We start from the raw sequence: 26,727 nt of genomic DNA on the forward strand, positions 1-26,727 counted from the left end.
ATGAAGCTCGGGAAGTCGCCGAACTGGGTCCACTGGTTGTACGCGGCCCGCACCGGCACGCCCACCTCGATCGTCTCGACGATGTTGGTGACCTTCTGCTTCTTGCCGCCCTTGCCGCCGCCCTTACCGCGCACGCGGCCGAGAGCCGACATCACCTTCTCCTTACCGCCGGCCACGCCGGCATGCATCATCGCCTTCATCGGCGAGCCGCCCTCCGCGAGCTTCTGCGCGCCGGTGGCGGCGGCGATCAGACCGGGCCCGCCGCCCTGATGCGCGTACTCGCTGAGCCGGCCGGTCGCCCCGGTGATCCGCTCGGTCACCGCCGACATGGCCCGATCGCCGATCGCGCCGGCCAGGTTGCGCACCTCGCCGGCCAGCCGTCCCTTGACCTTGTCGCCCAGTCCACCCGGGTTCTGGTTGCCCGCCATGGTCACCGCCCCTGCCGCTGCTCGGCCGTGTCACCGCGGTCGGCCTGGCCCGCCGAGTCGTCGCGGTCGCCGCCCGACAATCCGCGGTCGGAGTCTCCGCCGCCGCCGTTGCCGCTCTGGTCGCCGCCGCCGGAACGGTGGCGCAGCGCGTCCGCCGAGTCGCGCAGCTTGCCGCTGAGCGCGTCGACGCGGCTCCCGGCAGCGGCGGTCGCCGCCGCCTTGCCGGCGTTGACCAGCGGCCCACCGAGCTTGCTCAGGTTGTTCAGGTGGGGGGACGAGTGCAGTACATCCGTGCCGCGCTTCAGCAGTCCACCGGGATGGCGGCTGGCCCTTCCGGCAGCGACGGCGGCGGCCAGGGTCAGGGCGGTGCGCAGTTTACGGCGGCGGCCCAGCAGATAACCGAAACCCACCGCAAGTCCGATTCGTGTTCCCTTGTTCATCAGTTCTCCTTCGCTCCCCGGACGTGGAGGACGCCTGGCCGCTTGGGGCCGTAGAAGGCGCTACGGGGAATAGCGCGAACGGTGCCCCTGGATCAGGCGTACCGCGTCTGCGGACCCGGCGGGCAGTACCCGACCGCATTCCTCCGAAACCGTCTCCGCAATTTCCGAGCTATTCCGCACACGCCATTCGGAATAGCGGTACGGGAGGTCACGGAACGGACATTCGTGCGGTGGAAAGCAGGGAGAGCGCCAGAGAAGGCGAAACTGCGGAATTGTCTCAGCGAGAGGGGGGCGTCGAGTCGAGGCAGATTTCGGCGTGCACCTTGCCGCCTTCGTCGCGCAGTTTCGCCCCGCACTTCTCCAGCACCCCGACGGCACCGGGGTTGTCCCGGGTCGTCTCGGCGACCACCGCGCGCATCCCGGCACCGGCGGCCTCGACCAGCAGTTCGCGCAGGGCTGCCGCGCCAACCCCCTGCCCGCGGGCGGAACGGCCGAGCCACATCCCGGTCTCCACCGTCCCGGGCTGGTCGCAGCGGGTCATGCGGACCATGCCCACCACCTCGCCGCCGAGGAGGATCGCGAACATCTGGGTACGGGTGGGGCCGTCCAGGCCACCGAAGCTGGCCCGGTGGAACTCCCGGAACGCCTCGCGGCGGGCGAGCGACCAGCCGGCGGGCGCCTCGACAGGAGGCATCACATCGTCCGGCTCCGCCTCTGCCGCCGCTACCGAGAGCAGCGGCTCCAGATTCTGCTCGCCTACCGGCTCCAACCGGACCGCACCCGCCACGTGCCGCAGTCTGCCGGCCTCACCGGCCGACGTCCACCCCAATGGGCACCGACTGGCGGTCTGGCGGCGGGTACCGGCCGGTCGGGCGGTCCGGGTGTTTCACCTCACGCTCCGTCGCCGATCGGGGAGCGCTCAGGCCGGCCCGAACTCGCAGAACACCACCGAGGCGTCGTCGGTGGGCTTGTGCCGGCGCAGCCGGTCGGGGTGGTCGCGCTCGGCGTCCCGCACCCGGTCGACGAGTGCGCCCGGCCCGTCGGCGCTCAGCAGGTCCAGCAGACCGGCCCAGTCGGTCAGCCCGAACTGCTCGACCGCGCTGGACGCGCCGTCGCTGAGCAGCGCCGCCCGGCGCACCCCCGCCGGACCACGGCGGGGCAGCGTCCCGGTGACGGCGTGGAACGCCGCGTCCGGGTCGGCCGCCGCCACCCAGTAGCCGTGCGTACGGTTCATCCGCTCCCGCTGTACGCCCACCGCGTGCCGGAACTGGGTCGCCCGGTCGGTCGAGCCGGCCGGCACCGTGGCGACCGTCCGGCGCAGATCCGCCATGGCGGTGTCCAGCCGGTCGTCGGTCACCACGCTGACCCGGCCGCCCGCGTCGAGCACCAGCGGGCTGTCGCAGAGCACCAGGTAGTCCACCCGGTCGCCGTCGTCGCGCAGCAGGCAGACGGTGCTCGACGGGGTACCCGGATGGTCCAGGTCGCACTGATCGCCGTGATCGGCCCGGACGGCGAGGATGGCGCCGGCCAGGTTGCTCATCAGGCTGGCGTCCGGGCGGGCCGCCTGGGCCACGCCGAGCCGGGCGGCGAGGTGGCGGACGTACCACTCGGGCCCGTGCACGCACCCGGTGTCGAAGCCCTCCGGCACGGTCGCGCCGTCCAGCACCCCGACCAACGGACCGAACTGGAACACCAGGTCCTCGTTGACCGGACGGCCGGGGGCCGGCGCCGTCGCGGAGCGTACCCGCATCATCGGCGCCGGCCCCCGGGTCGGCTCAGCGCTGCCGGATGTCGTCGGCGGCAGCATGCGCCTGCCCCTGCACCTGACCGGCGGCCGCCATGCCCTGGTCACGGACCTCGGACGCACCATGCTGGGCGGTGGACCGCACCGACTGCGCCGCCTGCTGCACAGGCTCGCGCAGGTTGTCTCGGACCTGGTGGCCGACCTGGCTCGCCTGCTCACGCAACTGCCCGGAGTGCTCGGTCACCAGGCCCCGGGCGCGTCCGGCCACCTGTCGCTCCCGGCCGCTCGGCGGGAGGAGCGAGGCGGCCAGCAGTCCGACCCCGAAGGCGACCAGACCGGCGGCCAGCGGGTTGCCCTGCGCCTGCTCCCGGGACTGCCGGCCGAGTGACCGGGCCTCGTCCCGTGCCGAGTGCATCGCGCCCCGGGACTGCTCCCCCAGCGACCGGGCCTCGCCGCGTACCGAGTCGGCGGCGTGCGACATCCGCTGGCCGGCCTCCTGCCCCATGTGGGTGGAGGTTCCCATCACCTTCTGCCCCATCTGGGTCGAGGTGCCCATCACCTTCTCCTTCGCTCGGGCGAACACGCCCCGGGCCTGCCCCACGCGCTCACCAGCGATGCGGCGCGGGTTCACCCTGTCGGTCAGCGCGTCGACGTCGTTGCTCAACTCGGTGCGGGTCGTCTCGATCTCCCGCCGGATCCTATCTGGATCAGTGGACATGACCTGCTCCCTCGCGACTCGGTCACCGACCCCGCAGGGCGTCCGGTAGCTCCTGCGCGGTCTGCTTCGTCCGCGGCAGCACCGCACGCGCCTGGCGGAGCTGGCTGCGAGCGTTGATGAAGAGACCACCGGCCACCACGGCCCAGATGATCGCGACGATCAGCGCGGCCCAGCCCTGGTCCATCGTGTTCGACAGGCCCCACCACACCGCGTAGGACACGAACAGCACGGCCAGGAAGCCGGCCAGTCCCGCGCCGCCGAACATGCCACCGGCCTTGCCGGCTTGGGTCGCCTCCTCGCGGAGTTCGGCCTTGGCCAGCTCGACCTCCTTGCGCATCAGGGTGGACAGGTCGCGGGTCACCTCGCCCATCAACGCACCGACCGAGGCCTGACTCCGCTCCTTCTCCGGGGCGCTCACGGTGCCACCCCCCCGGGGACGTCCGGATCTGGTCGTCCGACGGGCGCGACGTGCTGCGCCCGGGCGGTTCCGGTGTACGGCTGCTCCGGCTGTTCGGCCAGGTACGGCGCGTTGACGGACCGGTCGTACGGCCGCGCTCCGCCTCCGTCCGGGTGGGCCTGGTGCGTCGGCTGCCCCCCGGACATCCCTCCACCACCGGCGGAGGTCAGGCCACGGGTGAGCCGCCCGACCAGGAGCCCGGCGACCGTCGCGCCGGCCAGGAACGTCCCCGGGTGGCGTCGGGCGTACGAGCCCACCTCGTGGAGCACATCCCCGGGCTGCCGCCCCTCGAGCCAGCCGGCGGCCTGCTGAGCGGCGTCACCCGCGCGGCGGACCGCCATGTTCGCCAGCCCGGAGTCGCCGTCCCGCTCGGCCATCGAGCCGAGTTCCCGACCCAGGTTCCGCAGGCCGTCGACGGCCCGCTGCTGCTGGGTGTGCGCCTGTTCGCGCAACTGCCCGGTGGCCTGGCCGGTCAACTGCCGGGCCTGCTGCTTCGCCTCCGCAGCCACCTGTCCGCCCTGCGCGGCGGCCGCGTGCGCGACCTGACCACCGGCCTGCGTGGCCTGCTGTCCGACCCGGGACGCTTCCTGGCGGGCCTGTGACCCGGTGCCGCCCGGCGGTCGGCTCTGGTTGGTTGCCGTCATGCGACGCTCCCCTCCTCGGCCCTCGGCCGCGCATCGCGGCCAGGAACGCCCCCCGCCTACCCGCCGGGGTGACCGACATTCCGGCCAGGGCGGGGCCCGTCCCGAGTCGCCCGGCAAAAATGGGGTCAACTCGGCACGCGGCACGCCGAACCGCCCAGCGCGGCAGGGGGCCGGCCGGCGGGTCAGCGGCGACGGTTGCGGGCCCGCGACGAGCGCAGCCGGCGCAGCCGGCCGATCAGCACCGGGTCGGCGGCGAGCGCGGCCGGGTTGTCGAGCAGCCCGTTGAGCAGTTGGTAGTAGCGGGTGGAGGAGAGCCCGAAGGTGTCCCGGACGGCCTGTTCCTTGGCGCCGGCGTGCCGCCACCACTGTTGCTCGAAGTCGAGGATGGCCCGCTCCCGCTCGGTCAGCCCCGGTGCCGCCGGAGGCGCGGCGGCCGCCGCATCCGGCCCGGGCTCGTCGGTGCTCTCGACCGCCGGCGCCGGGCGGGGGGTCGGAACAGCCCGTCCGCCGGCGCGCGCCGCGTCGGCCGGACGAGCGTCGGTGGACGGCTCGGGAGCCGCCGGAGTGGCGTCGGCGGGCATGGCGCCTCCTCGCAGCGGTGGGCGGCCGGCCGGCGACGCCAACCGGGGGGAACCCCAGCCTAGCCAGGGTCGACCCGGGTCGCAGCAGCCGGCGCGGCCGGCCGGACCACGCCGCCGGTTGTCCGGCGAGGCGGTCCGGCCGGCCGTCAGGCCGGTCCGGTCAGGAGATGTCGCGCCGCCGCATGGCCCAGAGCGCGGCACCGAGGATCACGACGGTCCCGATGGCCAGCAACATGGAGGACTGCTGCCAGGTGATGTCGAAGGTGGCCGGTTTGCACTCGCCGTAGTAGGTGGCGTTGCAGGAGTCCCAGTCCTGCAGGGTGACCTTCTTGGTCATCCAGGCCAGCAGGTACGTGGGCAGCAGCCACGCCTCGGCCCACCGCACGCTGGCCATGTCGAGCAGGATGCCCAGGCCGAACTGGAAGACCACCATCACCGCCACCACGCCACCGAGGGCCATCGCGGTGTGCCGGCCGAGCGAGGCCAGCGCGAAACCGATGGTGGTGAGCGCCAGCGCCAGCACCAGGCCACGCAGCCCGGTCAGAGCGAACGACTGCCAGACCCCGGAGGTGACCTTCTCGGTGCTGCCCCGGAAGGTCGCGACCAGCCAGAACCCGGCGAACCAGAGCACCGTGGCCGGCAGCGCCAGCGCCAGCAGGCCGGTGAGCAGCGCGGCCAGCTTGGTCAGCAGGACGGTGAGCCGCCTGGGCCGCCAGAGCAGAAGGTTCATCATTCCGCCGGTGCTCCACTCGGCACCGACGTAGGACGCACCGACCACGAATCCGACCAGGGCGAGGATCGCCGCCAGGGGGATCAGCGTCTCGTCGAACGTCTCGCGGAAGTCGAAGGTCGAGGGCAGGAACCAGCGCGCCTCGATCGCCTCCCGCGGCGGTGCCTGGATCATCGAGCAGTCGTCCGGGAAGCGGCCGTCGTTGGGAGTGCCGGCCGTCTTGGCCTGCTCGCAGGCGGCACGCTCCTGCTCGCTCCAGCGGAGCTGGTCCTGGTACTGCTGGTCGGCCTGGCGCTCGGCCCGGGCGAGCTGTCCGGCGTCGATCTTCTGGTTGGTGAAGAAGACCCCGACCACGACCGCGACCAGCACCAGCAGGCCGAGCAGTGACATGTAGCGGGTGAAGCGCCGCTTGGCGAGCCGGCGCAGCTCCGTACGGTAGAGGCTCACGCGCCCCACCCTCCCCCGGTGATCTCGGGCTGCCCCGCCCCACCGACCTTCGTGGACTGGTCGACCTGCCGGTGCTGGCCGGGTACCGGTGCGGTGGCGGTCAGTTCGAGGAAGACGCTCTCCAGGTCGACGGCGACCGGCGCCAGCTCGCTGACGTAGAGGCCGTGCTCGGCGAGCAGCCGGGTGACCGCGGCCGGCTTGTCGACGCCGGTGAGCATCAGGTGGTCGGGGTGACCGGTGACCCGGATCCCCGCCCGGGTGAGCGCGTCGGTGGCGACCGGCAGGTCGGTGACCGCCTCCAGCCGGACCCGGACCGCGCCCGAGGAGTGCTGGGCGAGCACCTCCTCGACGGGGCCGAAGGCGACCCGCCGACCCAGCGAGATGATGGTGACCGAGTCACAGATCAGCTGGATCTCGCCGAGGATGTGGCTGGACAGCACCACGGTCATCCCGGATTCGGCGAGGGTACGCATCAAGGTGCGCATCTCCCGGATGCCGCCCGGGTCGAGGCCGTTGGCCGGCTCATCGAGGATCAGCAGCTTCGGGTTCTTCAGCAGGGCGGAGGCGACGGCGAGCCGCTGCTTCATGCCCAGCGAGTACGTCTTGACCCGCTCGCCGGCCCGGTCGCGCAGGCCAACCAGCTCCAGCACCTCGTCGACCCGCACGACCGGCACGTCGCCGGCACCGGCCAGCAGGGACAGCGTGTCCCGGGCGGAGAAGTGCGGGAAGAACTGCGGGCTCTCGACGATCGCGCCCACCTGGCCGGCGACCGTGGGGAGCGCCGCCGGGACCTCGTGCCCGAGCAGTGCCATCCGGCCGCCGTCGGGCCGGATCAGGCCGAGCAGCGTGCGCAGGGTGGTCGTCTTGCCGGACCCGTTCGGGCCGAGGAAGCCGTGCACCTGCCCCGCGTCGACCCGCATGTCGAACCCGTCGAGCGCGTTGCGGGTGCCGCGCCGACGGCTCTTGTACGTCTTACGTAGACCTTCGATCTCCAGGACAGCTGGCAAGCTGCACCTCCCCCGATGGGTGGGCGTGACAGCCGACACCATACGCGGTATGCAGGCGCGTGCAATACCGGGTATGCAAGGACGCGCCGATCGGCGCAATTGTTCTACGCAGAGTTACCGGTCACGCGCAGACGACCTGCACGCCGGCGGCCCGGAAGGCCTCCACCACCTCCGGGTCCGCGCCCGAGTCGGTCACCAGGGTCTCCACCCGGTCCACCGGACAGATCCGGGCGAACGCGTGACCGCCCAGTTTGGAGGAGTCCGCGATGATCACGACGCGCTTGGCGCGGGCCACCATCAGGTTGTTCATCGCCGCCTCCCCCTCGTGGTGGGCGGCGGCACCGAGCTGCGGGTCGATCGCGTCCACGCCGAGCAGTGCCACGTCCAGGGTGACCTCGCGCAGCAGCGCCCCACCCAGCGGGCCGACCAGCTCGAACGACTTGGGCCGCACCACACCGCCCGCCACGACCACCTTCATCCGCGACCGGACCAGCAGTTCGTTGGCGATGTTCAGGGCGTTGGTCACCACGGTGAGCTGGGCGCCCTCGGCACTGGTGTTGAGGTCCGGTCGGACGGCCAGGGCCCGGGCCACCTCGGTGCTGGTGGTGCCTCCGTTGAGGCCGACGACGGTGCCGGGCGTGACCAGCGCGGCGGCGGCGGCGCCGATGCGCTGCTTCTCCGCCGAGTGCTTCGCCGTCTTGTAGCGCAGCGGGAGGTCGTAGGAGACCCCGTTCGCCACCGCGCCGCCCCGCGTCCTCGTGATCATCTGCTGCTGGGCGAGCTGGTCGAAGTCGCGCCGGATGGTGGCCTGGGAGACGTCCAGCCGCTCGGCGGCCTCCTCGACGCTGACCCGGCCGCTGTCGGTCAGCATCTCGAGCAGGGCGTTCCATCTGGCGTACCGGTCCACCGCGGAGCCCTCCCCGTACCTGCACAATCGGTGATTGATTGCGTGCACAGTAGTGCGCGAAACTGGGAGGGCGCAAAACACCGACCTGCGCGATCGGCTGGTCGGTTGCCACGGCCGCCCGACTTCGCGCAGAATAACGCGCGAAATACGGGTGTAACGAGCCGTATCGCGCACCGGTCGGCCTGCGAGGGAGTTCCCATGGCGTACGTGGACGCGGAGATCGCGAGCCAGCCCGACTGCTGGCGGGAGGCCGCCGAGCTGGCCGGCAGCGTCCGCGGCGACCTGCCCCGTCCCGGTGAGCGGGTGGCCGTCGTCGGTTGCGGCACGTCGTGGTTCATGGCGATGGCGTACGCGGCGCTGCGCGAGCAGGCCGGTCAGGGCGAGACCGATGCCTTCCAGGCGTCCGAGTTCCCCACCGGCCGCCGCTACGACCGGTTGATCGCGATCACCCGCTCCGGCACCACGACCGAGGTGCTGGAGCTGCTCGCGGCGCTGCGCGGGCAGGTGCCCAGCACCGTTCTCGTCGGCGACCCGGCCTCCCCGGCGGTTGAGCTGGCCGCCGCCGCCGTGACCATGCCCTTCGCCGACGAGCGGTCCGTGGTGCAGACCCGCTTCGCGACCACCGCGCTGGCCCTGCTCCGGGCCCATCTCGGCGACCCGGTAGAGGCGCTGGCCGCCGACGCCGAGGTGGCGGTCCGCGCCCCCCTGCCGATCGACCCCGCGACCATCGACCAGGCCACCTTCCTCGGTCGGGGGTGGACGGTCGGGCTGGCCCAGGAGGCCGCGCTGAAGTGCCGCGAGGCGGCCACCTTCTGGGCCGAGGCGTACCCGGCGATGGACTACCGGCACGGCCCGATCTCGATCGCCGCCCCCGGCCGGCTGGTCTGGGCGTTCGGCGCTCTGCCCGAGGGGCTGCCCGAGGACGTGGCCGCCACCGGCGCGGCCTTCGTGCACAGCCGCACCCACGGCTGCCACTCGGTGCTGGGCAGTTGGGCGATCGGTCGTACCCCGGTCGACCCGATGGCCGACCTGATCCTGGCCCAGCGCTTCGCGGTCGCGCTGGCCACCAGCCGGGGCCTGGACCCGGACGCGCCCCGACACCTGACCCGCTCCGTGGTCCTGGCGTGAACGACCGGGTGGTCGTCGCGCTGGACGTCGGCGGCACCGGCATGAAGTGCGCCCTCGTCCGGCCGGACGGGGTCGTGGTCCACACCGAACGGCACCCCACCGGGGCCAGCCGAGGGCCGGTGGCCGTGGTGGAGACCATCCTGGACGTCGCGGAGGGCCTCGCCGGCAAGGCGCGCGCCGACGGGCTCGACCCGGTGGCGCTCGGCGTCGCCGTGCCCGGGGTGGTCGACGAGGCCCGCGGCGTCGCGGTCTGGTCGGCGAACGTGGGCTTCCGGGACGTACCGCTGCGGGACCTGGCGGTGGCGCGGCTCGGCCTGCCCACCGCGCTCGGCCACGACGTGCGGGTCGGCGGCCTCGCCGAGGCCCGGCTGGGCGCCGGTCGCGGCGCCGGGCACGTGCTCTTCGTGGCCATCGGCACCGGCATCGCCGCCGCGCACGTGGTCGACGGCTCGGCCACCGTCGGCGCGCACGGCGCGGCCGGCGAGATCGGGCACATCCTGGTCCGTCCGGACGGCCCGCGCTGCGGCTGCGGCCGACCCGGCTGCCTGGAGGCGGTCGCCTCGGCGTCCGCGATCGGCCGGCGGTACGCCGACCTGGCCGGCAGCTCCGGGGCGGCGGCCGAAGTGACGGCGGCCGAGGTGGCCGAGCGTGCCGCCGCCGGGGAACCGCTGGCCGTCCAGGCCTGGCGGGAGGCGGTCGAGGCGCTCGCCGACGGGCTGGCCACCGGACAGGCCCTGTTCGACGTGGCGACGATCGTGCTCGGCGGCGGTTTGGCCCAGGCCGGCGACCGGCTGCTGGTGCCGCTGCGGGCGGCGCTGCACGAACGGATGACGTTCCACCGGGAGCCGCGCCTGGTCGCGGCGGCCCTGGGCGACGAGGCCGGCTGCCTCGGCGCCGCCCTGCTCGCCCTCGACGCCCTGGGCGTCCGTGACCATCAGGAGAAGCGATGACCGTACGGGTGAACGGCCGAGTGGTGACCCCGAACGGTGTCATCCGGCAGGGCTGCGTGGAGTGGGACGGAAACCGCATCACCGCGGTGGCCGAGTACCCGTCGGTACGCGACGGGCACTGGATCCTGCCCGGCTTCGTGGACATGCACACCCACGGCGGCGGCGGGCACACCTTCACCACCGGCGAGGCTGGGCAGGCCCGGGCGGCAGCGGACTTCCACCTGGCGCACGGCACCACCACCCTGCTGGCCAGCCTGGTCAGCTCTCCCTTCGACCTGATGCGCCAGGCCACCGCCGCGTACGCGCCACTGGTGGCCGAGGGCGTGCTCGCCGGCATCCACTTCGAGGGTCCCTACCTCTCCTCGGCGCGCTGCGGCGCGCAGAACCCGGAGTACCTGCGCGACCCGTCCACCGACGAGCTGGCCGAGTTGATCGAGCTGGGCGAGGGTGCCGTGCGGATGGTTACCCTCGCCCCCGAGCGCGAGGGCGCGCTGGAGGCGATCAAGCTGCTCACCGCGCACCGGGTGGTCGCCGCGGTCGGTCACACCGACGCCACGTACGACGAGACCCGTGCCGCGGTGGCCGCCGGCGCCAGCGTCGGCACCCACCTGTTGAACGGGATGCGGCCGGTGCACCATCGGGAGCCGGGCCCGGTCGTCGCCCTGCTGGACGCCCCCAACGTGGTCTGCGAGCTGGTCGCCGACGGGGTGCACCTGCACGACGGCATGCTGACCTTCGTCACCGCGACCGCCGGCCCGGACCGCGCCGCGCTGATCACCGACGCGATGGCCGCCGCCGGCATGCCCGACGGCGAGTACGAGCTGGGCGGCCAGGCCGTGACGGTGGCCGACGGGGTGGCCCGGCTGGCCCGCGACGGCGCCATCGCCGGCAGCACGCTGACCATGGACGCGGCCCTGCGGCACGCGGTGGACGCCGGCATCCCGATGGGCGACGCGGTCCGGATGGTGGCCACCACCCCGGCCCGCGCCATCGGCCTCGGCGACCGGGTCGGCGCCCTCCAGGTCGGCCTCCGCGCCGACCTGGTGGTGCTCGACGACGACCTCAACGTGGTACGCGTCCTGCGCGACGGCTCCTGGGTGGAGTGACCGGCTCCTGCCCGCGGCTCCAGGGCCAACCCAGGGCCGGGTCAGCCGGCGGCGGGGACCTCGACGCCGAGTACGGCCTGCTCGTCCGGGCGGTGCACCAGCACGTCGGCCAGGTAGGACTGCACGGCGGGCGCCATGCCCACGTCCCGGCCGGCGCGCTCGGAGAGCAGCCACTTGTGCTCGATGATCTGCGCGAAGAGCTCCTGCGGCTCCAGCTTGCGGCGCAGGTGCGCGGGGACGGCCCGGACCACCGGCTCGAAGACCTCGGTGAGCCAGCGGTGCGCGGCCTGCTGCTCGTCGGTGAGGTCGCTCTCCGCCCGGTAGGCGTCCAGGTCGTTGAGGAGCTTGCGGGCCTGGTTCTCCTCCGCGTCCAGGCCGGTCAGCCGGAGCAGACGGCGGGTGTGGTAGCCGGCGTCGACCACCTTCGGGCGGATCAGGTAGCGCCCGTCCTCGATGGTCGACATGGCCACCTCTGCCACGTCGAACCCCAGCTCGTTGAGGCGGCGGATCCGACCCTCGATGTCGTGCCGGGCCTCCCGCTCGACCGCCTGCTCGTAGGTGATCTCGTGCCAGAGCCGCTCGTAGCGCTGCACGACCTCCTCGCAGACCACCTCCGGGTCGATGGACTCGTGCAGCAGGCCGGCGGCCTGCAGGTCCAGCGCCTCGCCGAAGATGTTCACCCGGGCGATCTCCAGGTCCTCGCCGCGCTGGCCGTTGGAGAGCGAGGTGTGCAGCGCGCCCGTCTCCGCGTCCACCAGGTAGGCGGCGAACGCGCCGGCGTCCCGGCGGAACAGCGTGTTGGACAGCGAGCAGTCGCCCCAGAAGAAACCGGTGAGGTGCATCCGCACGATCAGCGCGGCGAGCGCGTCGAGCAGCCGGCTCATCGTCTCCGGCCGCAGGGTGTGCGAGAAGAGCGCCCGGTAGGGCAGCGAGAACTGCAGGTGCCGGGTGATCAGCACCGACTCGAGGGGTTCGCCGTCCTCGGTCTGCCGGTCGGCGACGATCGCCACCGCCTCGACCGACGGGAAGTCGATCCGCTCCAGGGCCCGGAGCAGGTCGTACTCCCGTTCGGCGATCCGCTCGCGAGTCTCCTTGAACGCGTACACGTACTCACCGAGCCGGACGAAGCGGACGATGTGTCGGGAGATGCCCTGCGGCAGCGCCACCAGGTGCTGGGCAGGCCACTCCTCCAGCGGTGTCGACCAGGGCAGGTCGAGCAGCGCCGGGTCCACGAGGGCAGACGTGATCCGCACGGGCACAAGCATGCCGGGTCACCCCCGGTATGCGCTCCTCATCGTGGCTCGGCCCACAGCGCGGGACGCCGGCCCTCCCCGGCCCGCGCCGGCCCGGCCTCGCGCGGGGCCGGTAGCGTGGTCGCGTGCCCAAACCCACGGCGGTACGACGTGACCTGCGGCTGCGGCCGGTCGGGCCGGCCGGCTGGTGGTTCGACGCGTCGCTGCTGGTCGGGTTGGTCGGGCTGACCGTGGCGCTCGCCGCCGACCAGCTCTTCGGCCTCGACCGGGCGGTCGCCGACTGGGCCGAGGGGCACCGGCCGGCCGCCGCCTTCTGGGCGGCCCGGGTGCTGAACCTGCTCGGCCAGGGCACCCCGCTGACCCTGATCGCCGCCGGGCTCGGCGTGCTGCTGGCCGTCCGGCTCCGGTCGATACGTCCGGCACTGCCGCCGGTGGCCGGTTTCGTGGTCACCTACCTGACCATCGGTCCGCTCAAGGTGTGGACCGCCCGCCCGGCGCCCAGCGCCAGCATCAAGGAGCCGTTCCTGGCGCCCGAACGGACCCTGCCGCTGTTCCAGGACGACCTGCCGGTCCGGTTCGCCCAGTCCTACCCGTCGGGGCACGTCGCCAACGCGATCGTCTGGTACGGCGTGATCGCACTGCTGCTCGCCCCGCTGGCGCGCAGCTTCGGCCGGCAACTGCCGGCCCGGCTGGTCACCGTGGTTCGGGTGGTGCCGCCGCTGGTCGTGCTCTCCACCACCACCTACCTGGGCTGGCACTGGCTGACCGACTCGGTCGCCGGGCTGCTGCTCGGGCTGCTGCTGGACCGGCTGCTGCACCGGGCGCCGTGGGACGAACTGCCACTACCCGGCCGGTTACGCGAGTGGGACCAGCCGTTCACCTCGCACCCCTAGGCTCCGGCACGTGGATCTACTGGCGCGCCGGCTGGGCGTACCCGACGCGGTCGTCATCGGTCTGGGCGCGATGCTCGGCGCGGGCGTCTTCGTGGTCTTCGCCCCGGCCGCGGCGGCGGCCGGTGGCGCCGGGCTGCTGCCCGCGCTGGTGCTCGCCGGGGTGATCGCGTTCTGCAACGCGACCAGCTCGGCGCGACTGGCCGCCCGCTACCCGGAGTCCGGCGGCACCTACGTCTACGGCCGGGAACGCCTCGGTCCGCTGGCCGGCTTCCTGGCTGGCTGGGGCTTCGTGGTGGGTAAGACGGCCAGTTGCGCGGCGATGGCGCTGACCATCGGGGCGTACCTCTGGCCCGGGCAGGCCCGGCTGGTCGCGGTCGGCGCGGTGCTCGCGGTGACCGCGGTGAACCTGCGCGGCATCGGCCGGACGGTGACCGCGACGAAGGTGCTGGTCGGGCTGGTGCTCGCGGTGCTCACCCTGGTCGCGGTGGCCGGCGTGGCCGGCGGTGGCCTGTCCCTGGACCGGCTCGGCGATCCCGGCGGCTCCGGCCGGGGCGTGCTCACCGCCGCCGGGCTGCTCTTCTTCGCCTTCGCCGGGTACGCCCGGATCGCCACCCTGGGCGAGGAGGTGCGCGACCCGGAACGGACCATCCCCCGGGCGGTGCCCCTGGCGCTGGGCGCGGTGCTGGCGATCTACCTGGTGCTGGCCGTGGTCACGCTCGGCGTGCTCGGCGCCGACCGGTTGGCCTCGTCCGCCGCGCCCCTGGTCGACGTGGTCACCGCCGCCGGGCTGCCCGGCCTGGCCTGGGTGGTCCGCGCCGGGGCCACCGTCGCGGTCACCGGCGTGCTGCTCTCCCTGGTCGCCGGGGTCGGCCGGACCACGCTGGCGATGGCCCGCCGACGGGACCTGCCCGGAGCGCTGGCCGCCGTGCACCCGGTACGCCAGGTGCCGCACCGGGCCGAGCTGGCGGTCGCCACCGTGGTGATCCTCGTCGTGGCGCTCGGCGACGTGCGGGACGCGATCGGCTTCTCCAGCTGCACGGTGCTGGTCTACTACGCGATCACCAACGCGGCGGCCCTCACCCTGGGCCGCGACCCGGGTCGTTGGCTTCCGGTGCGGGCGCTGGCCGTGCTGGGGCTGGTCGGTTGCCTGCTGCTCGCGGTCAACCTGCCGCTGGGCAGCGTCCTGGCCGGCTTCGGTGTGCTGGCCGTCGGCGCCGCCGGGTACCTGCTGCGGCAGCGAAGTCGGTGACCGGTCAGGCGGAGCGCGCGCCGGTCGGGTCCGACTCGTCGCGCGTGCCGACATCCTCGGGCCGACCCGGCTCCGGGCGCGGGTGAGCCGCGCTCCCGCCGTTTGTCGGCGGCACCGCGCCCACGGCCGGTGACACCGGAGCCGACACGGGAGGAGCCGCCGCGGAGGGCGGGGCAGCGGAGGGCAGGGGAGCTTTCGCGGCGGCGGGCGGGGCGCACTGCCGGGTCAGCCAGTCCAGGCCGCGCCGGCGGGCGACCACGGTGAGCCGGTCGCCGGCGTAGATCACCTGCCGGGGGTCGAGGTCCTTCCACCAGATGGTCTTCGCGCCGCCGGCCGGCGTGCGGGCGATCAGCCGGACCTGCCCGTCCCGGGAGACCGCCTCCAGCGGCCGGCCGTCCAGCTCGGAACCGGCCGCCACGGGCACCTCGGCCACCGGCAGCGCGTGCCGGTCGACCGGGATCGTGGTGATCACGGCGCGTTCGGTGAGCGCCCCGATGAACGCCGGTGCGGCCAGGTAGGAGACCGAGCGGGACACGCCGAGGGCGAACGTCTCCTCCACCCGCTCGGCGAAGTCGCCGTCGAAGAGCCGCAGCACCACCCGCAGATCGTCGCGGAGGTCCCGGGCGGCCAGCGCCGCCTCCAGGTTGGCCACGTCGTCGGTGGACGCCACCACCAGCGCCTGGCAGTCCGCCACCGAGGCGGCGGCCAGGGTCTCCGGCAGCGCGGCGTCGCCGACGATCAGCGGCACCTCCAACTGGCGGGCCAGGGTGCCGCCACGCGGCTCCGGGTCCTTGTCGATCGCCATCACCTCGACGTCGTACTCGCGCAGTTGGGCCATGACCCGGGTGCCGACGTTGCCCAGGCCGATCACCACCACGTGCCCGGCCCGGGCCGGTTGCGCCCGGCCGGTGTGCAGGGCCAGTCGGGCGTTGACGATCCCGTCCACCACGACCGCGGTGATCAGCGGGATCAACGCCAGGCCGGCGAGGTTCAGCACGACCTGCATGATCTGCGCGTCGGCGGGCTTGTCAGTGTTCGGATCGGCGCCGCTGAGCGTGGTGACCAGCGTCAGGTAGAGCGCTTCGGCCGGAGAGACCTCCTCGGCCCGGGAGATCAGCGCGCCCAGCACCACGATCACGCCGAGCACCAGCATCACCGCGATGCCGATCTTGCGGGTGGCGAAGCCACGAGCCGCGCGCAGCAGCACCGCGACCGGACGGCGCCGCCGACGGGCCCGGACCAGCCGGCGCGCGGCGAGCTCAGTGCCGGGCGGCTGGCCGGTCGCCTCGGCCAGCACCAGGTCGCCGCCGCCCTCGGCCGGCAGCAGCTCCACCCCCTGCGGCTCGCTGAAGTCGGCCAGGGCGCAGACCACGTCCTGCGACCGGACGTCGGCCCGCCGGGCCACCCGCAGGGTCTTGTCCCGGTGCTGGAACGAGCTGGGGTCGACCTCGCCGAGCGCCGCGGCGACGAACGCCGGGGCGGCCATCTCCGCGTCGGAGAGCACCTCGACCGGCGCCTTGAGCAGCTTGCGGACGCCATCGGCGAGGGTGCCGTTGAACATCCGCAGCACCTGGCGGACCCGCTGGTCGACGGCCTGGGCGCAGAGCGCGGCGTGCAGGTTGCCCACGTCGTCCTGGTGCAGCAGCGCCAGCCCGGCCGCCCCGGCCAACCCGGCCGCCTCGAAGGTGGCCACGTCCAGCCGGTCGGAGCGGACCACCCGGAGCCCGCGCAGGCCGGCCACGTCCGGCCCGTTGCTGCGGTAGCGCTCGGGAACCACCACGGTCACCCGGGCCCCGCCCGTCGGCAGGTCGGATTCGAGCAGCGCCCGGGCCACGTAGTAGGCGAGCGCGTCGCGCCCGCAGATCACGTAGTGCGGGCGCGGGTCGCCGGCGGAGCGCAACCGCCAGTTCCACTCGACCGCCCGCCGCGCCCGGTCCCGCCACGGCTCCGCCATGCCCGGATCGTAGCCAGCACGACCACGCTGGGCGACCCCGTCCGGATCGTCCCCGGCCAGGCATGTCGGGCCGGGCCACGGGTAGAGCAGCGACATGCAGACCTTCCTCCCGTACCCGGACTTCCTGGCCAGCGCCCGCACGCTGGACCAGAAGCGGCTGGGTAAGCAGCGGGTGGAGACGATCCAGGTACTGCGCGGGCTGACCCGGCCCACGTACGGCTGGCGCAACCACCCGGCGGTGAAGATGTGGGCGGGGTACGAGGAGGCGCTCACCCGGTACGGGCTGGACATGTGCGCGGTGTGGTCCGAGCCGGGCCGAGCCGACACCTGTGCCGCCACCATGGCCGTGGACCTCGCCGCCGCCTGCGGTGTCGGCACCGTACGCACCCAGCACGAGCTGGCCGAGGCGGGTGAGCTGCCACCCTGGCTGGGTCGCGACGACCTGCACCTGAGCCACCGGTCCTCGCTGGTCCGCAAGGATCCGGTGCACTACCGGCCGATCTTCGGTGACGTCCCGGACGACCTGGAGTACGTCTGGCCCGCCTCGGACCGCACCCGCCGCTGCCTCCTGCCTGAGTGAGTCGCGGTGCGGCAGACTGGAGGATCGGTCGCTCCGGGAAGGTGCACATGGCGCTGTCGCAAGTGGTCGGTCGGCTCATCGGCGTACGCGAGCACCAGGTCGACCCGGGCGGTGGCGGCGCCGACCGCGTACCCCATCCGGTGACGGCCGTGGTGGTCGGCGGCGGGATCGCCGGCATGTCCGCGGCGGTGGTGCTCGCCGAGCGCGGCGTCGCGGTGACCGTGCTGGAGGCGGCACCCACGCTGGGCGGGCGGCTGGGTGCCTGGCCGGAGGCGCTCGCCGACGGCACCCAGCGCAACGAGCACGGCTTCCACGCGTTCTTCCGGCAGTACTACAACTGGCGGTCGATCCTGCGCCGCGTCGACGCGAACCTGGGCTTCCTCAAGCCGATCCCGGGTTACCCGATCCTCAGCGAGCAGTGGCCGACCGAGGAGTTCGGCAAGCTGCCGCCCGCGCCACCGGCGAACCTGCTCGCGCTGCTGCTGCGAAGTCCCAGTCTGCGCCTGGCCGACCTGCGCCACATGGACCGGGACGCGGCCCTGCCGCTGCTGACCTACGACCCGCAGCGCACGTACGCCGAGCTGGACGACACCACCGCCGACGATCTGCTGGCCTCGCTGCGGCTGCCGGACCGGGCCCGGGCGATGCTCTTCGAGGTCTTCTCGCACTCGTTCTTCAACCACGAGGCCGAGATGTCGGCAGCCGAGATGGTCGCCCAGTTCCACTTCTACCTGCTCGGCAACCCGGAGGGGCTGGCGTTCGACTGCCCCCACGAGGACTACGCCACGGCGATCTGGGAGCCGCTGACCCGGCACGTGGAGAAGCACGGGGGTCGGGTGGTCACCGACTCGGCCGCGACCGCGCTGCACCGCGACGCCGACGGCTGGCGGGTCACCACCAGCGACGGCGCCACCCACCCGGCCGGGCACGTCGTGCTGGCGGTGGACCCGCCGGCGCTCGCCGCGCTGGTGGCGGCGTCGGCCGACCTGGCGGTCCAGGCGCCCGAGCTGGTGGCGCGGATGCCCGCGTTCGGCACGCCCGGGCCGCCGTACGCGGTGGCGCGCTACTGGTGCGACGGCGACGTCTCGGCCGAGCGGGCGGTGTTCAGCGGGGTGTCCCGCCAGCCCACCCTGGACTCGGTGACGCTCTACCACCGGCTGGAGAACGAGCCGCGGCGCTGGGCGCGACGCACCGGCGGCTCGGTGATCGAGCTGCACGCGTACGCCTGCGAGCCCGGGGTGCCCGCGGAGGAACTGGCCGAGCGGATGCGTACCGAGCTGGTGGCGCTCTGGCCGGAGGTGGCCGGGCTGCGGGTCCGGGAGCTGCGCGCCCGGGTGGAGGCGCAGGCACCGGCGTTCACCCCGGGCAGCCACGCCTGGCGGCCGGGGGTACGCACCGACGCCCCGGGTCTCTACCTGGCCGGGGACGGGATCGCGACGGATTTCCCCAGCGCCCTGATGGAGCGTTCGGCGGCGACCGGGATCATCGCCGCCAACCACATCCTGCGCGCCGAGGGCGGCGCGGCCGAGCCGGTGCGTTCGATCCGGCCGCGCGGGTTGCTGGCGGGGCGACGCCAGGGAACCTGACGAAACCCACCAAAGGCCATCAAAATCTGCCGTACGCTCGGTTGATCAACCGTCGATCGACCGGGCGGGAGGGCAGCGGAGATGGCGCCACTGCACCGCGCCGGGACGACGGGCAGCCCGGCGCTCGGCGACCCAGCCCGGGACGACGCGTACCCGCTGCTCTCCGACGAGCGGGCCTGCATCGTCATCGCCCTGCGGCTGGGCTGGTGGATGGCCGACGCCTACCACCAGGGACGGCACGCCGACCTGGCCGGAACCGACGCGGGCCGGCCCACGGGCGCGCCCGCCAAGCTCTCCAACTTCACCGAGATGTCCGTCCCCCGCCGGATGCGGATGTACCTCGACGGGGCGGACGTCGCCCTGGCCCAGATCGCCGAACTCACCCGACACACCGGGCCACTGCCGTCCACCTCGGACGCGCGGACCCGGCTGCCCGACCTGGACCGGCCCGACACAGCCGACCCGGAACCGCTGCTGCTCGCCCTGGACGACCTCAACGTCGAGGTGCTGCGCTGGGCGATGGCCACCAACCACCGGGTCGGGATCGCGTACCGGCTGGGCCGGTCGCTGGCCGACACCGTCCGACCCGGCGACGCCGATCAACTGCCGCAGCGGTTCGACGGCCGACAGATTCAGATCAGCCGGTGGCTGGACGAGTTGGCCAGCGTGCTGCCCCCGTACTCGGCCGCCGTGGTACGCCGCTCGCTCACCGAGTGGGCGACCGCCGTGGAGCGGGCCGGACGGGGCGAACCCGGCGAGCCGGGCCCCGCCGAGCTGAGCCGGGAACTGCGCAACCAGGGCGACCTGTGGCGCGGGGTGCTCACCGGTGGGTTGCACCCGCGCGACCTGCTCGACGAGGAGGACTACGCGGTCGTCGCCCGCAACCTGATCATCCGGGACCGGCGGCTGGTGGCGCAGGCGACCCGGGGCATCTTCTGGCCGGTACTGGTCCCCCTGCTGGTGGTGCTCTTCGCGGTGGTCGGAGTGAGCGCCGCGGCGGCGGCCGGCTCGCCGACCACCCGGGCCACCGTCGCCCTGCTCGGCCTGGGCGCCGGGCTGGCGGCCATCTGGCGCTCGGTCTCCGGGCCGGCCCTGGCGATCGCCGGCGAGGTCAACCGGCCACTGCTGGACAGCGAACTGACGGCGCGGATGGCCGTCCGGGTGGACCGGCCGCTGCACACCGCCCGGGCCGCCGCCCGAAGCACACCCCGCGCCCGGACCCGCCGTCAGCGTCGGCCCGACGAGCGATCGAAATACGTTGCCCGCCCGTCCCGCGTGGACCTACCGTGAGCGCGCAAGGTCAACCAGCGCACCGGGGGCCGATCATGACGAAGTCGCACGTCGCCGACGTGTCGTCGACGCTGCCCGTCGACGGTTGCCGAGCGGAAGGTCCCGGGGTGAGCCGGCCGGACTGACGCGTACCCGTACGCACCGAGCCGCCCCTCCGACAGCCGGACCGGGCGGCTCTTCGCCGCCCGGAGTGTGTTCGTCCGACCAACCACCACGGAGGGAGATCCCGGTGGACGCCGTCCTCGTCATCAACGCCGACCTCGGCCCGCTGCACCGGGTCACCGTCCAGCACGCCGTGCGGATGCTCTGCCGCCGGGTCGCCGAGATCCACGAGGCCGAGCCGGACCAGGTCATCGGGGTCTTCCCGATGCCCCGGGTGGTCCGGCTGGTCCGGTACGTGGTCACCAGGTGGCGGTTCGGCTCGGGGCCGGGCTGGTCCCGCGCCGGGGTGCTGCGCCGGGACGCACACTGCTGCGCGTACTGCGGCGGAGCGGCGTCCACGATCGACCACATCCTGCCCCGCTCGCGCGGCGGCCGGAACACCTGGCGGAACACGACGGCCGCCTGCTATGAGTGCAACCAGCGCAAGGGTGACCGGACGCCGGCGGAGGCGGGCATGCCGCTGCGCCGTGAGCCGGTGAACCCGGGCTGGGCCGCGCTCGTCGGGCGGTGATGGACCGGCCGGCGGGAACGGGGGACCGCATCGGGGGTACGCCCACGGCGCGGTGCCCGCCGGCCCCGGTCACGGCTTTCGCTCCTTGACCTGCGACACCAGCCGGCCGTTGGCGCAGAGCACCCGGATCGCGCTGCGGTTGTCGGCGGAGGTCAGCTCGACCTCGATCTGCTTCGCCGGCCCGGCGTCGTACGCCGCGGCGTGGTAGCCGGATGCGGGCGTCACCGACAGCACCTCGACCGACTTTCCCAGGCAGCGCACGGTGATCGTCCCGCCCCGGGCGTCGACGGGCACTCCGGCACCCGGCGTCGGGCTCAGGGTCGGCGTGGGCGCACTGCCGGTGCCGGTCGGGGTGGGTGCGGGGCTGGTGGCGGCCGGGGTGGGCCCCTGGGTACTTGTGGGGCCGGTCGGGGAACCGGCCGGCAGGCCGGTCACCGGCGGTGCGGCGGGCGGCCGGGAACTGGCGGTGGCCACCGGCTCGATCGGCTCGGCGGGTACCGGCAGGCCGACGGTGGTGGTGCGGCCGGACCCGAGACCGGTCCGTGGCGTCTCCACGGGACCCAGCCGCTGGTTGCTCAGATCGCCGAGCGAACCGGCCACCGCCACCGCGGCGAACACCGCACCGCCGATCGCCAGCGCGGCTCGCCGCCGACGCCAGGACCGCTGCCGGGTCGCGCGCTGACCGGCAGCCGCAGTGGCCGGTCCACTCGGTGCGGCGCTCGACAGCGCGGCCGGCCGAGCCAGGACGGCCCGGTCGATCGCCCCGTCCGACGGCGTGCCGGCGGCGGCTGGGGCGGGACCGCCGCCCGAACCGGCTACGGTGCCGGCCGGAGCCCCGGTCGAACCGGTTGCGCCGGCCGGGGCGGTAGCGGCGCCGGCCGGGGCGGTAGCGGCGCCGGCCGGGGCGGTAGCGGCGCCGGCCGGGGCGGTAGCGGCGCCGGCCGGGGCGGTGGCCGGTTCGCCCGCTGCGGCGGCAGCCAGGACACGGGCCGCCTCGGCGGCCGGCGGGCGGTCGGCGGGGTCCTTGGCCAGGCACCACCGGTAGAGCCGGTAGATCTCGGCCGACACCCCGGCGATCTCCGGGAGCGGGTCGGGTTCGACATGCGCGTTCGCGCGGAGCATCCCGGTCTGCGTCTCGGCGCCCCAGGGCAGCCGGCCGGTGAGCACCCGGTGCACGAGCAGGCCGAGGGCGTACACGTCGCAGGCCGGCAGCACCTCGCCGGCCTCCAGTCGCTCCGGCGCGAGGTAGGCCGGTGTGCCGAGCAGCCGCCCCTCGAAGTCGATCTCCGGCTCGCCGGCGACCGCCGCGATGCCGAAGTCCAGCACCTTCGCCCCGGACGGCGTGAGCATCACGTTGGCCGGCTTCACGTCGCGGTGCACCAGACCCTGCGCGTGCGCGGCCGCGAGGGCGGCCGCCACCTCGGCGCAGATCCGCAGGCCGGCCGGGGGCGGCAACGGCCCGGCGGCGAGCCGTTGTTCGAGGGTACGGCCACGCAGCAGCTCCATCACCACGAACGGCACCCGGGCACCGTCCAGCTCCGACTCGCCGTAGTCGTAGACGTTCGTCACGTTGGGGTGGGCCAGCCGGGCCGCCGCCTTGGCCTCGGCACGGATCCGCCGCCCGGCGCCGGCATCCGAGGCGGCGAGGACCTTGACCGCCACGTCCCGTTCCAACACCTCGTCGTAGGCGCGGTGAACCTCGGACATACCGCCACTGCCGAGACGCTCCAGGAGCCGGTAGCGGCCCGCAAGCAACTGATCACGCTGCACGATGGACAGCCTGCCGTACCGCCCCGCCGAGCACCAGTCGGGTATTGAGCTGGTCGAATGGCGACGTCCGGGCCGGTTGTGCGAGCTACCGGTCCGCCGGGGCGGGTCGGGCACGCAGGAAGGCCTCCGCCCGGCGGGCGTTGCGAAGCGAGGATGCGACCGCGCCGATGGCCAGCAGTGCCACTGCGGCGAAGATGACCGCCCAGAAGGGCGCGTTCTGCATGAGTGCCTGACCCAGACTCATGATCGCGACGCCGACCCGATCACGGCGGTCTCCAGGCCGAGTCCGGCCAGCACCAGGATGCCGCCCAGGACGCTAGCCCAGGTCGGCGGGTCGCCGTCGAAGATGCCCGTGTCGCGGCCACCCGTGAACACGCCGACGGCGAGGGCACCCGCCAGGACCGGCAGCAGCACCACGAGTACGCGCCGCAGGCCGCTCGCCTTGCGGGCCCACTGCGGAGTCGACGCGTCCATCATGGCCCCCGATCCCATGGTCGCCCCGGGGGATACCCATCGACGGCCGTACCGCACACGCGGCCAGCCGTCAGGCGGCGCGCGGCCCGGCGCGTGTCCGCTGCGGCGCAGGTAGGTCCGTGGCTGGCCGGGCGGATCCGTCCGACGGTCCGGGGCCGGTTGAGGGTCGTTGGCGACCCACGCGATCAGGCATCGGTGGGCGGTCGCCAGGCGAAGCGGGGTGCCCGGCGCTCGGCAATGGCCGCCACGCCCTCCCGGGCCTCGCCGCTGTTCACCACCCTCCGGTGCCACCAGGCCACCCGCGCCGGGTCGGCCCGGTCGTCGACGATCTCCTTGGCGGCGGCGACACTCAACGGCGAGCGCTGGGCGATCGCCGCCGTGATCTCGTCGACCCGGGCGGCGAGCCGGTCGCCCGGCAGCACCTCGTCGACCAGGCCGACCCGCAGGGCGCGCTCGGCGTCGATCAGCTCGGCGGTGAAGAGCAGGTGTTTCGCGGCGGACGGGCCGATCAGTCGAGCCAGCCGGCGGGTGGTCGGCGCCGGGTAGACCAGCCCGAGCCGGGCCGGCGGTACGCCGAAGCGGGCGTCCTCGGTGGCGATGCGCAGGTCGCAGGCGACCGCGAGCTGGCAGCCGCCGCCGACGCAGGCGCCCCGGATCGCGGCGACGGTGGGCTTGGCGAAGGCGGCCAACCGCTCCTCGGCGGTCACCGCGATGCTGGCGTCGCCGGCGTCCAGCAGCTCGGCCAGGTCCCCGAGGTCCGCCCCGGCGCAGAAGGCGTCGCCGGCGCCGGTGAGCACCAGCGCCCGTACGTCGGGATCGCCCTCCAGCCGGTCGAGCAGCTCCGGCAACTGCCGCCACATGGCCGCCGTCATCGCGTTGCGTCGGGTCGGATTCCGGATGACCACCGTCGCCACCGGACCGGTCACCTCGACGGTCAATTCCGCGTCCGACACGTCCACCCCATCCCCGGCACGCCTCGAGCCGCCACCACGTCGGTCGTCACCGGCCTGAGTTAGGAAGGGACCCTTCCTCTACCGCAGGCGTTAACAAGGTGCCCTTCCTTAGGTCGCGACCATAACGGCGCGGGCCCGGCGCCCACCCGCGAGGGGTGGCCGTCGGGCCCGCTGGTACCGGGGGCGTCAGGTCAGGAGACATTCAGCGCGGTGTCGTCGACCACGAAGGACGTCTGCAACGAGGAGTCCTCGCTGCCGGTGAGCTTCAGCGAGAGGGTCTGACCGGCGTACGGGGCCAGCGAGAAGGACTTCTGGCTGTAGCCGGCGGCCTTGTTCAGGTTCGAGTAGGTCGCCAGCGTGGCCAGCACCGTCCCACCGGCGTTCAGCACCTGCACGCGCAGCGTGTCGTACGCGGTGCCGGTGGTGGTCTCGGCGGTGTCGATGTGCAGCCAGAAGCTGACGGTGTACGACGAGCAGCCCGACGGCAGGCTCACCGACTGGGCGAGCGTGTCGGTGTGACTGCTGCCGTACCCGTCCAGCCACGCCTTGTACGAACCGGTGCGGGCGGGCTGGCTGGCGGAGTTGGTGATCACGCCGGAGGTGGCCGTCCAGCCGGTCGCGCCGGACTCGAAGCCCGGGTTGGCCAGCTTCTGGCCCGGCGCCGAGCAACCGCCGCCGGTGCCGTTGACGGTCAGCGTGTACGTCGCGGTCCGGGTGACCGCGCCCGCGCCGTTCACGGTGATCGAGTACGTGCCGGCCGGGGTGCTCGCCGATGTGCTGACGGTGAGGGTCGACGAGCCGCCGGAGGTGACCGACGACGGGCTGAACGCGGCGGTGGCGCCGGTGGGCAGGCCCGACGCGGAGAACGTCACGGTCTGCGCCGAGCCGCTGGTGGTCGCGGTCGCCACGGTGGTGGAAACGGAGCTGCCCGGGTTCACCGAGCCGGCCGTCGGCGACAGCGACACCGAGAAGTCGTTGCCGGTCGAGCAGGGCGCGTCGTTGCCGGCCACGTTCACCGCGGTCCAGGCGGCCTGCACGGCCTTGTACTCGGCGGAGCAGCTGCCGTACAGGTCGGTGGCCGCCCGCAGGCTGTAGGCGCGGGCGGTGTTCGCCGGGTTGCTGCTGTTGACGTACGACGTGTTGGAGGTGAAGTACACGTCCAGCGCGCGGAACCAGATCTTCTCGGCCTTGGCCCGGCCGATGCCGGTCACCGCCGGGGCGGAGCCGCAGACCGGCGAGGTGCCGTACGAGGTGGCGCCGGTGCCCTCGGCCAGGTTGAAGTAGAAGTGGTTGGCCACGCCGGAGGAGTAGTGCACGTCCTTGTTCTTCGTGCTGGTGGACCAGCAGCTGTCGGACGAGCCGTCCAGCGACGGGTTGTACATGTAGCGCAGCGGCGTGCCGTTGCCGTTGATGTTGATCTTCTCGCCGACCTGGTAGTCGCCGGGGTCGGCCGACGTGTTGGCGTAGAACTCGACCATGTTGCCGAAGATGTCGCTGGTGGCCTCGTTCAGACCGCCGGACTCACCCGAGTAGGTCAGACCGCCGGGCACCACGTTCTCGGTGACGCCGTGGCTCATCTCGTGCGCGGCCACGTCGAGCGACACCAGCGGGCGGGCGTTGCCCGAGCCGTCGCCGTACGTCATCCGGGAGCCGTCCCAGAAGGCGTTGACGTAGTTGCTGCCGTAGTGCACCCGGCTCGGCACGCCGGTGCCGTTGCCGAAGATGCCGTTACGGGCGTGCACGTTCTTGTAGTAGTCGAACGTCTTGGCGGCGCCGAAGTGCGCGTCCACGCCGGCGGACTGCCGGTTGGAGTTGGCCCCGGTGCCCCAGGTGTTGTCCGCGTCGGTGAAGGTGGTGCAGCTCGACGTGCCGTTGTTCATGTCGCACGTCGAGCCGTTGCCGTGCGTCGGGTCGATCATCTGGTACGTGCTGCCGGAGAGCGTCGTGTCGATGCTCACCGCGCCCGAGTAGAGGCTGTTGCCGGTGCCGGCGACCGCCTCGATTTCGTCGTACGACCCGATCGCGGCGCCGGTGCTGGCGTCGGTGACCACGTGCAACCGCGACGGGGTCTGCCCGTCGGGCTGCCAGCCGCTGACCACGGTCTCCCAGGCCAGCCGGCCACGGCCGGAGCTGGCGTCGACGAAGAGTTCCGGGGTACCCACGGCCTCGGCCCGGCCGGTGAACTCGGCGCGGGCGGTCTTCTTCGCCGCCGCCTCGGAGACCTTGGCCGTGGTGCCGAGGGTCAGCGGTGCGGCCAGACCGACCGAGGAGCCGGCGTAGCCGCCGTCCGGCGTGGTGTGGATGACGAAGTCACCGCCGTACACCCGCAGACCCTGATAGGTGCGGGTGTAACGGGTGTGCGCGGCGCCGCTGGCGTCCACCTTGGTGCTGTGCACCCGGTAGGACTCGGCGGCGGAACCCTGGACGGCGCCGGGGTTCGTACGGAGGACGGTCGTCGCGCGGGCCGCGGCGGAGGCGTCCGGCGTGGGAGCGGTGGGCGGAGCCGCGTGCGCCGCGGTGGCGACGCAGGTCAGCAGGCCGCTGGTGAGCAGCGCTGCGCTGACGGCGGCGAGGGGTCGTTTCACGTGCCCTCCTGAAGGGGGGAAGTTGTGACGGGGGTAGTCACGTATGTAGATATAGCTATGTATCGAAGAAAAGAGAAGGGTTGGACCGCTCCCAGACATCGACAGTGACCGTTCGGATGAGGGGCTTGACAAGGGAACCGGGCGTCCGAGCCGCGCGTCCGAGCGATATGAGATCCGCAT

Annotated in this window: 26 protein-coding genes and 1 pseudogene; 9 read left to right on the forward strand and 18 right to left on the reverse strand. The window is 73.6% G+C overall.

The genetic code is table 11. The features are described from left to right. From ACFOW4_RS12680 to ACFOW4_RS12730, 11 genes and pseudogenes are all read right to left on the reverse strand, one after another. Window positions 1-428 (reverse strand): annotated as a pseudogene (locus tag ACFOW4_RS12680) (cyclase); the annotation flags it as partial. Between the two features lie 2 nt (window positions 429-430). Then, window positions 431-868: a hypothetical protein gene (locus tag ACFOW4_RS12685; RefSeq protein WP_377527332.1), complete on the reverse strand. Its 438-nt coding sequence runs from the start codon at window positions 866-868 to the stop codon at window positions 431-433. 277 nt (window positions 869-1,145) lie between these two features. Next, the gene (locus ACFOW4_RS12690) at window positions 1,146-1,655 is read right to left on the reverse strand and encodes a GNAT family N-acetyltransferase (RefSeq protein ID WP_377527334.1); all 510 of its coding nucleotides are present in this window, start codon (window positions 1,653-1,655) and stop codon (window positions 1,146-1,148) included. A gap of 132 nt (window positions 1,656-1,787) precedes the next feature. Then, window positions 1,788-2,561 carry a hypothetical protein gene (locus ACFOW4_RS12695; protein WP_377527335.1) on the reverse strand — a complete coding sequence of 258 codons (774 nt, stop codon included), beginning with the start codon at window positions 2,559-2,561 and terminating at the stop codon, window positions 1,788-1,790. An 82-nt stretch (window positions 2,562-2,643) separates the two neighbouring features. Continuing rightward, the gene (locus ACFOW4_RS12700; RefSeq protein ID WP_377527337.1) at window positions 2,644-3,330 is read right to left on the reverse strand and encodes a DUF3618 domain-containing protein; all 687 of its coding nucleotides are present in this window, start codon (window positions 3,328-3,330) and stop codon (window positions 2,644-2,646) included. 22 nt (window positions 3,331-3,352) lie between these two features. Further along, window positions 3,353-3,748, reverse strand: coding sequence for a phage holin family protein (locus ACFOW4_RS12705; RefSeq protein ID WP_377527338.1), 396 nt, complete (start codon window positions 3,746-3,748; stop codon window positions 3,353-3,355). After that, complete coding sequence (locus ACFOW4_RS12710) at window positions 3,745-4,431, reverse strand: hypothetical protein (protein ID WP_377527340.1); 687 nt, start codon at window positions 4,429-4,431, stop codon at window positions 3,745-3,747. The genes ACFOW4_RS12705 and ACFOW4_RS12710 overlap by 4 nt, the downstream gene beginning before the upstream one ends. 182 nt (window positions 4,432-4,613) lie before the next feature. Beyond that, on the reverse strand, window positions 4,614-5,012 hold the full coding sequence (locus ACFOW4_RS12715; protein ID WP_377527341.1) for a DUF3263 domain-containing protein: 399 nt from the start codon (window positions 5,010-5,012) through the stop codon (window positions 4,614-4,616). A 160-nt stretch (window positions 5,013-5,172) separates the two neighbouring features. Continuing rightward, window positions 5,173-6,189: an ABC transporter permease subunit gene (locus ACFOW4_RS12720; RefSeq protein WP_377527343.1), complete on the reverse strand. Its 1,017-nt coding sequence runs from the start codon at window positions 6,187-6,189 to the stop codon at window positions 5,173-5,175. Beyond that, the gene (locus tag ACFOW4_RS12725; protein WP_377527344.1) at window positions 6,186-7,196 is read right to left on the reverse strand and encodes an ABC transporter ATP-binding protein; all 1,011 of its coding nucleotides are present in this window, start codon (window positions 7,194-7,196) and stop codon (window positions 6,186-6,188) included. The genes ACFOW4_RS12720 and ACFOW4_RS12725 overlap by 4 nt, the downstream gene beginning before the upstream one ends. A 121-nt stretch (window positions 7,197-7,317) precedes the next feature. Beyond that, the gene (locus ACFOW4_RS12730; RefSeq protein WP_377527346.1) at window positions 7,318-8,103 is read right to left on the reverse strand and encodes a DeoR/GlpR family DNA-binding transcription regulator; all 786 of its coding nucleotides are present in this window, start codon (window positions 8,101-8,103) and stop codon (window positions 7,318-7,320) included. 198 nt (window positions 8,104-8,301) lie between these two features. Between ACFOW4_RS12730 and ACFOW4_RS12735 the strand changes: the two genes are divergently transcribed. Genes ACFOW4_RS12735 through nagA form a run of 3 tightly spaced genes read left to right on the forward strand, consistent with a single transcriptional unit; the run spans window position 8,302 to window position 11,287 of the window. Further along, window positions 8,302-9,231 carry an SIS domain-containing protein gene (locus ACFOW4_RS12735; RefSeq protein WP_377527347.1) on the forward strand — a complete coding sequence of 310 codons (930 nt, stop codon included), beginning with the start codon at window positions 8,302-8,304 and terminating at the stop codon, window positions 9,229-9,231. Continuing rightward, entirely contained in the window at window positions 9,228-10,181 is a 954-nt protein-coding gene (locus ACFOW4_RS12740; protein WP_377527349.1) for an ROK family protein, read from the forward strand. The genes ACFOW4_RS12735 and ACFOW4_RS12740 overlap by 4 nt, the downstream gene beginning before the upstream one ends. Beyond that, window positions 10,178-11,287 (forward strand): N-acetylglucosamine-6-phosphate deacetylase, encoded by a 1,110-nt coding sequence (nagA, locus tag ACFOW4_RS12745; RefSeq protein WP_377527350.1) that lies wholly within the window; start codon window positions 10,178-10,180, stop codon window positions 11,285-11,287. Before ACFOW4_RS12740 ends, nagA begins: the two co-directional genes overlap by 4 nt. A gap of 41 nt (window positions 11,288-11,328) precedes the next feature. Here the strand turns inward: nagA and ACFOW4_RS12750 are convergent, their stop codons facing one another. Continuing rightward, window positions 11,329-12,552 (reverse strand): DUF4032 domain-containing protein, encoded by a 1,224-nt coding sequence (locus ACFOW4_RS12750; RefSeq protein ID WP_377527352.1) that lies wholly within the window; start codon window positions 12,550-12,552, stop codon window positions 11,329-11,331. 143 nt (window positions 12,553-12,695) lie between these two features. Between ACFOW4_RS12750 and ACFOW4_RS12755 the strand changes: the two genes are divergently transcribed. Beyond that, window positions 12,696-13,433, forward strand: coding sequence for a phosphatase PAP2 family protein (locus ACFOW4_RS12755; protein WP_377527388.1), 738 nt, complete (start codon window positions 12,696-12,698; stop codon window positions 13,431-13,433). 10 nt (window positions 13,434-13,443) lie between these two features. Continuing rightward, window positions 13,444-14,682: an APC family permease gene (locus tag ACFOW4_RS12760; RefSeq protein WP_377527353.1), complete on the forward strand. Its 1,239-nt coding sequence runs from the start codon at window positions 13,444-13,446 to the stop codon at window positions 14,680-14,682. A gap of 4 nt (window positions 14,683-14,686) precedes the next feature. Here the strand turns inward: ACFOW4_RS12760 and ACFOW4_RS12765 are convergent, their stop codons facing one another. Next, window positions 14,687-16,636: a potassium channel family protein gene (locus ACFOW4_RS12765; protein ID WP_377527355.1), complete on the reverse strand. Its 1,950-nt coding sequence runs from the start codon at window positions 16,634-16,636 to the stop codon at window positions 14,687-14,689. 94 nt (window positions 16,637-16,730) lie between these two features. Here ACFOW4_RS12765 and ACFOW4_RS12770 point away from each other — a divergent pair, with 94 nt between their 5' ends. The 4 genes from ACFOW4_RS12770 to ACFOW4_RS12785 all read left to right on the forward strand — a co-directional run bounded on the left by ACFOW4_RS12770 (window position 16,731) and on the right by ACFOW4_RS12785 (window position 20,765). Continuing rightward, a complete protein-coding gene (locus ACFOW4_RS12770) occupies window positions 16,731-17,216 on the forward strand; it encodes an MSMEG_6728 family protein (protein WP_377527356.1) in 486 nt (161 codons plus the stop codon). Window positions 17,217-17,263: 47 nt separating this feature from the next. Continuing rightward, window positions 17,264-18,802, forward strand: coding sequence for an FAD-dependent oxidoreductase (locus tag ACFOW4_RS12775; protein WP_377527357.1), 1,539 nt, complete (start codon window positions 17,264-17,266; stop codon window positions 18,800-18,802). 81 nt (window positions 18,803-18,883) lie between these two features. Next, window positions 18,884-20,092, forward strand: a complete 1,209-nt coding sequence (locus tag ACFOW4_RS12780) for a hypothetical protein (protein WP_377527359.1) — start codon at window positions 18,884-18,886, stop codon at window positions 20,090-20,092. 229 nt (window positions 20,093-20,321) lie between these two features. Continuing rightward, window positions 20,322-20,765 (forward strand): HNH endonuclease, encoded by a 444-nt coding sequence (locus ACFOW4_RS12785; protein ID WP_377527360.1) that lies wholly within the window; start codon window positions 20,322-20,324, stop codon window positions 20,763-20,765. A gap of 69 nt (window positions 20,766-20,834) precedes the next feature. Here the strand turns inward: ACFOW4_RS12785 and ACFOW4_RS12790 are convergent, their stop codons facing one another. From ACFOW4_RS12790 to ACFOW4_RS12810, 5 genes are all read right to left on the reverse strand, one after another. Continuing rightward, entirely contained in the window at window positions 20,835-22,649 is a 1,815-nt protein-coding gene (locus ACFOW4_RS12790) for a protein kinase (RefSeq protein WP_377527362.1), read from the reverse strand. Then, on the reverse strand, window positions 22,621-22,779 hold the full coding sequence (locus ACFOW4_RS12795; RefSeq protein ID WP_377527363.1) for a hypothetical protein: 159 nt from the start codon (window positions 22,777-22,779) through the stop codon (window positions 22,621-22,623). Before ACFOW4_RS12795 ends, ACFOW4_RS12790 begins: the two co-directional genes overlap by 29 nt. Continuing rightward, window positions 22,776-23,012 carry a hypothetical protein gene (locus ACFOW4_RS12800; protein WP_377527365.1) on the reverse strand — a complete coding sequence of 79 codons (237 nt, stop codon included), beginning with the start codon at window positions 23,010-23,012 and terminating at the stop codon, window positions 22,776-22,778. The genes ACFOW4_RS12795 and ACFOW4_RS12800 overlap by 4 nt, the downstream gene beginning before the upstream one ends. Before the next feature lie 182 nt (window positions 23,013-23,194). Further along, window positions 23,195-23,968: an enoyl-CoA hydratase/isomerase family protein gene (locus ACFOW4_RS12805; protein ID WP_377527366.1), complete on the reverse strand. Its 774-nt coding sequence runs from the start codon at window positions 23,966-23,968 to the stop codon at window positions 23,195-23,197. 185 nt (window positions 23,969-24,153) lie between these two features. Then, window positions 24,154-26,547, reverse strand: a complete 2,394-nt coding sequence (locus ACFOW4_RS12810) for a M4 family metallopeptidase (protein ID WP_377527368.1) — start codon at window positions 26,545-26,547, stop codon at window positions 24,154-24,156. Window positions 26,548-26,727 lie beyond the last annotated feature (180 nt).

Origin of the sequence: Micromonospora sp. GCM10011542, from assembly GCF_042650685.1 — a bacterium.
Classification (GTDB): Bacteria; Actinomycetota; Actinomycetes; order Mycobacteriales; family Micromonosporaceae; genus Micromonospora.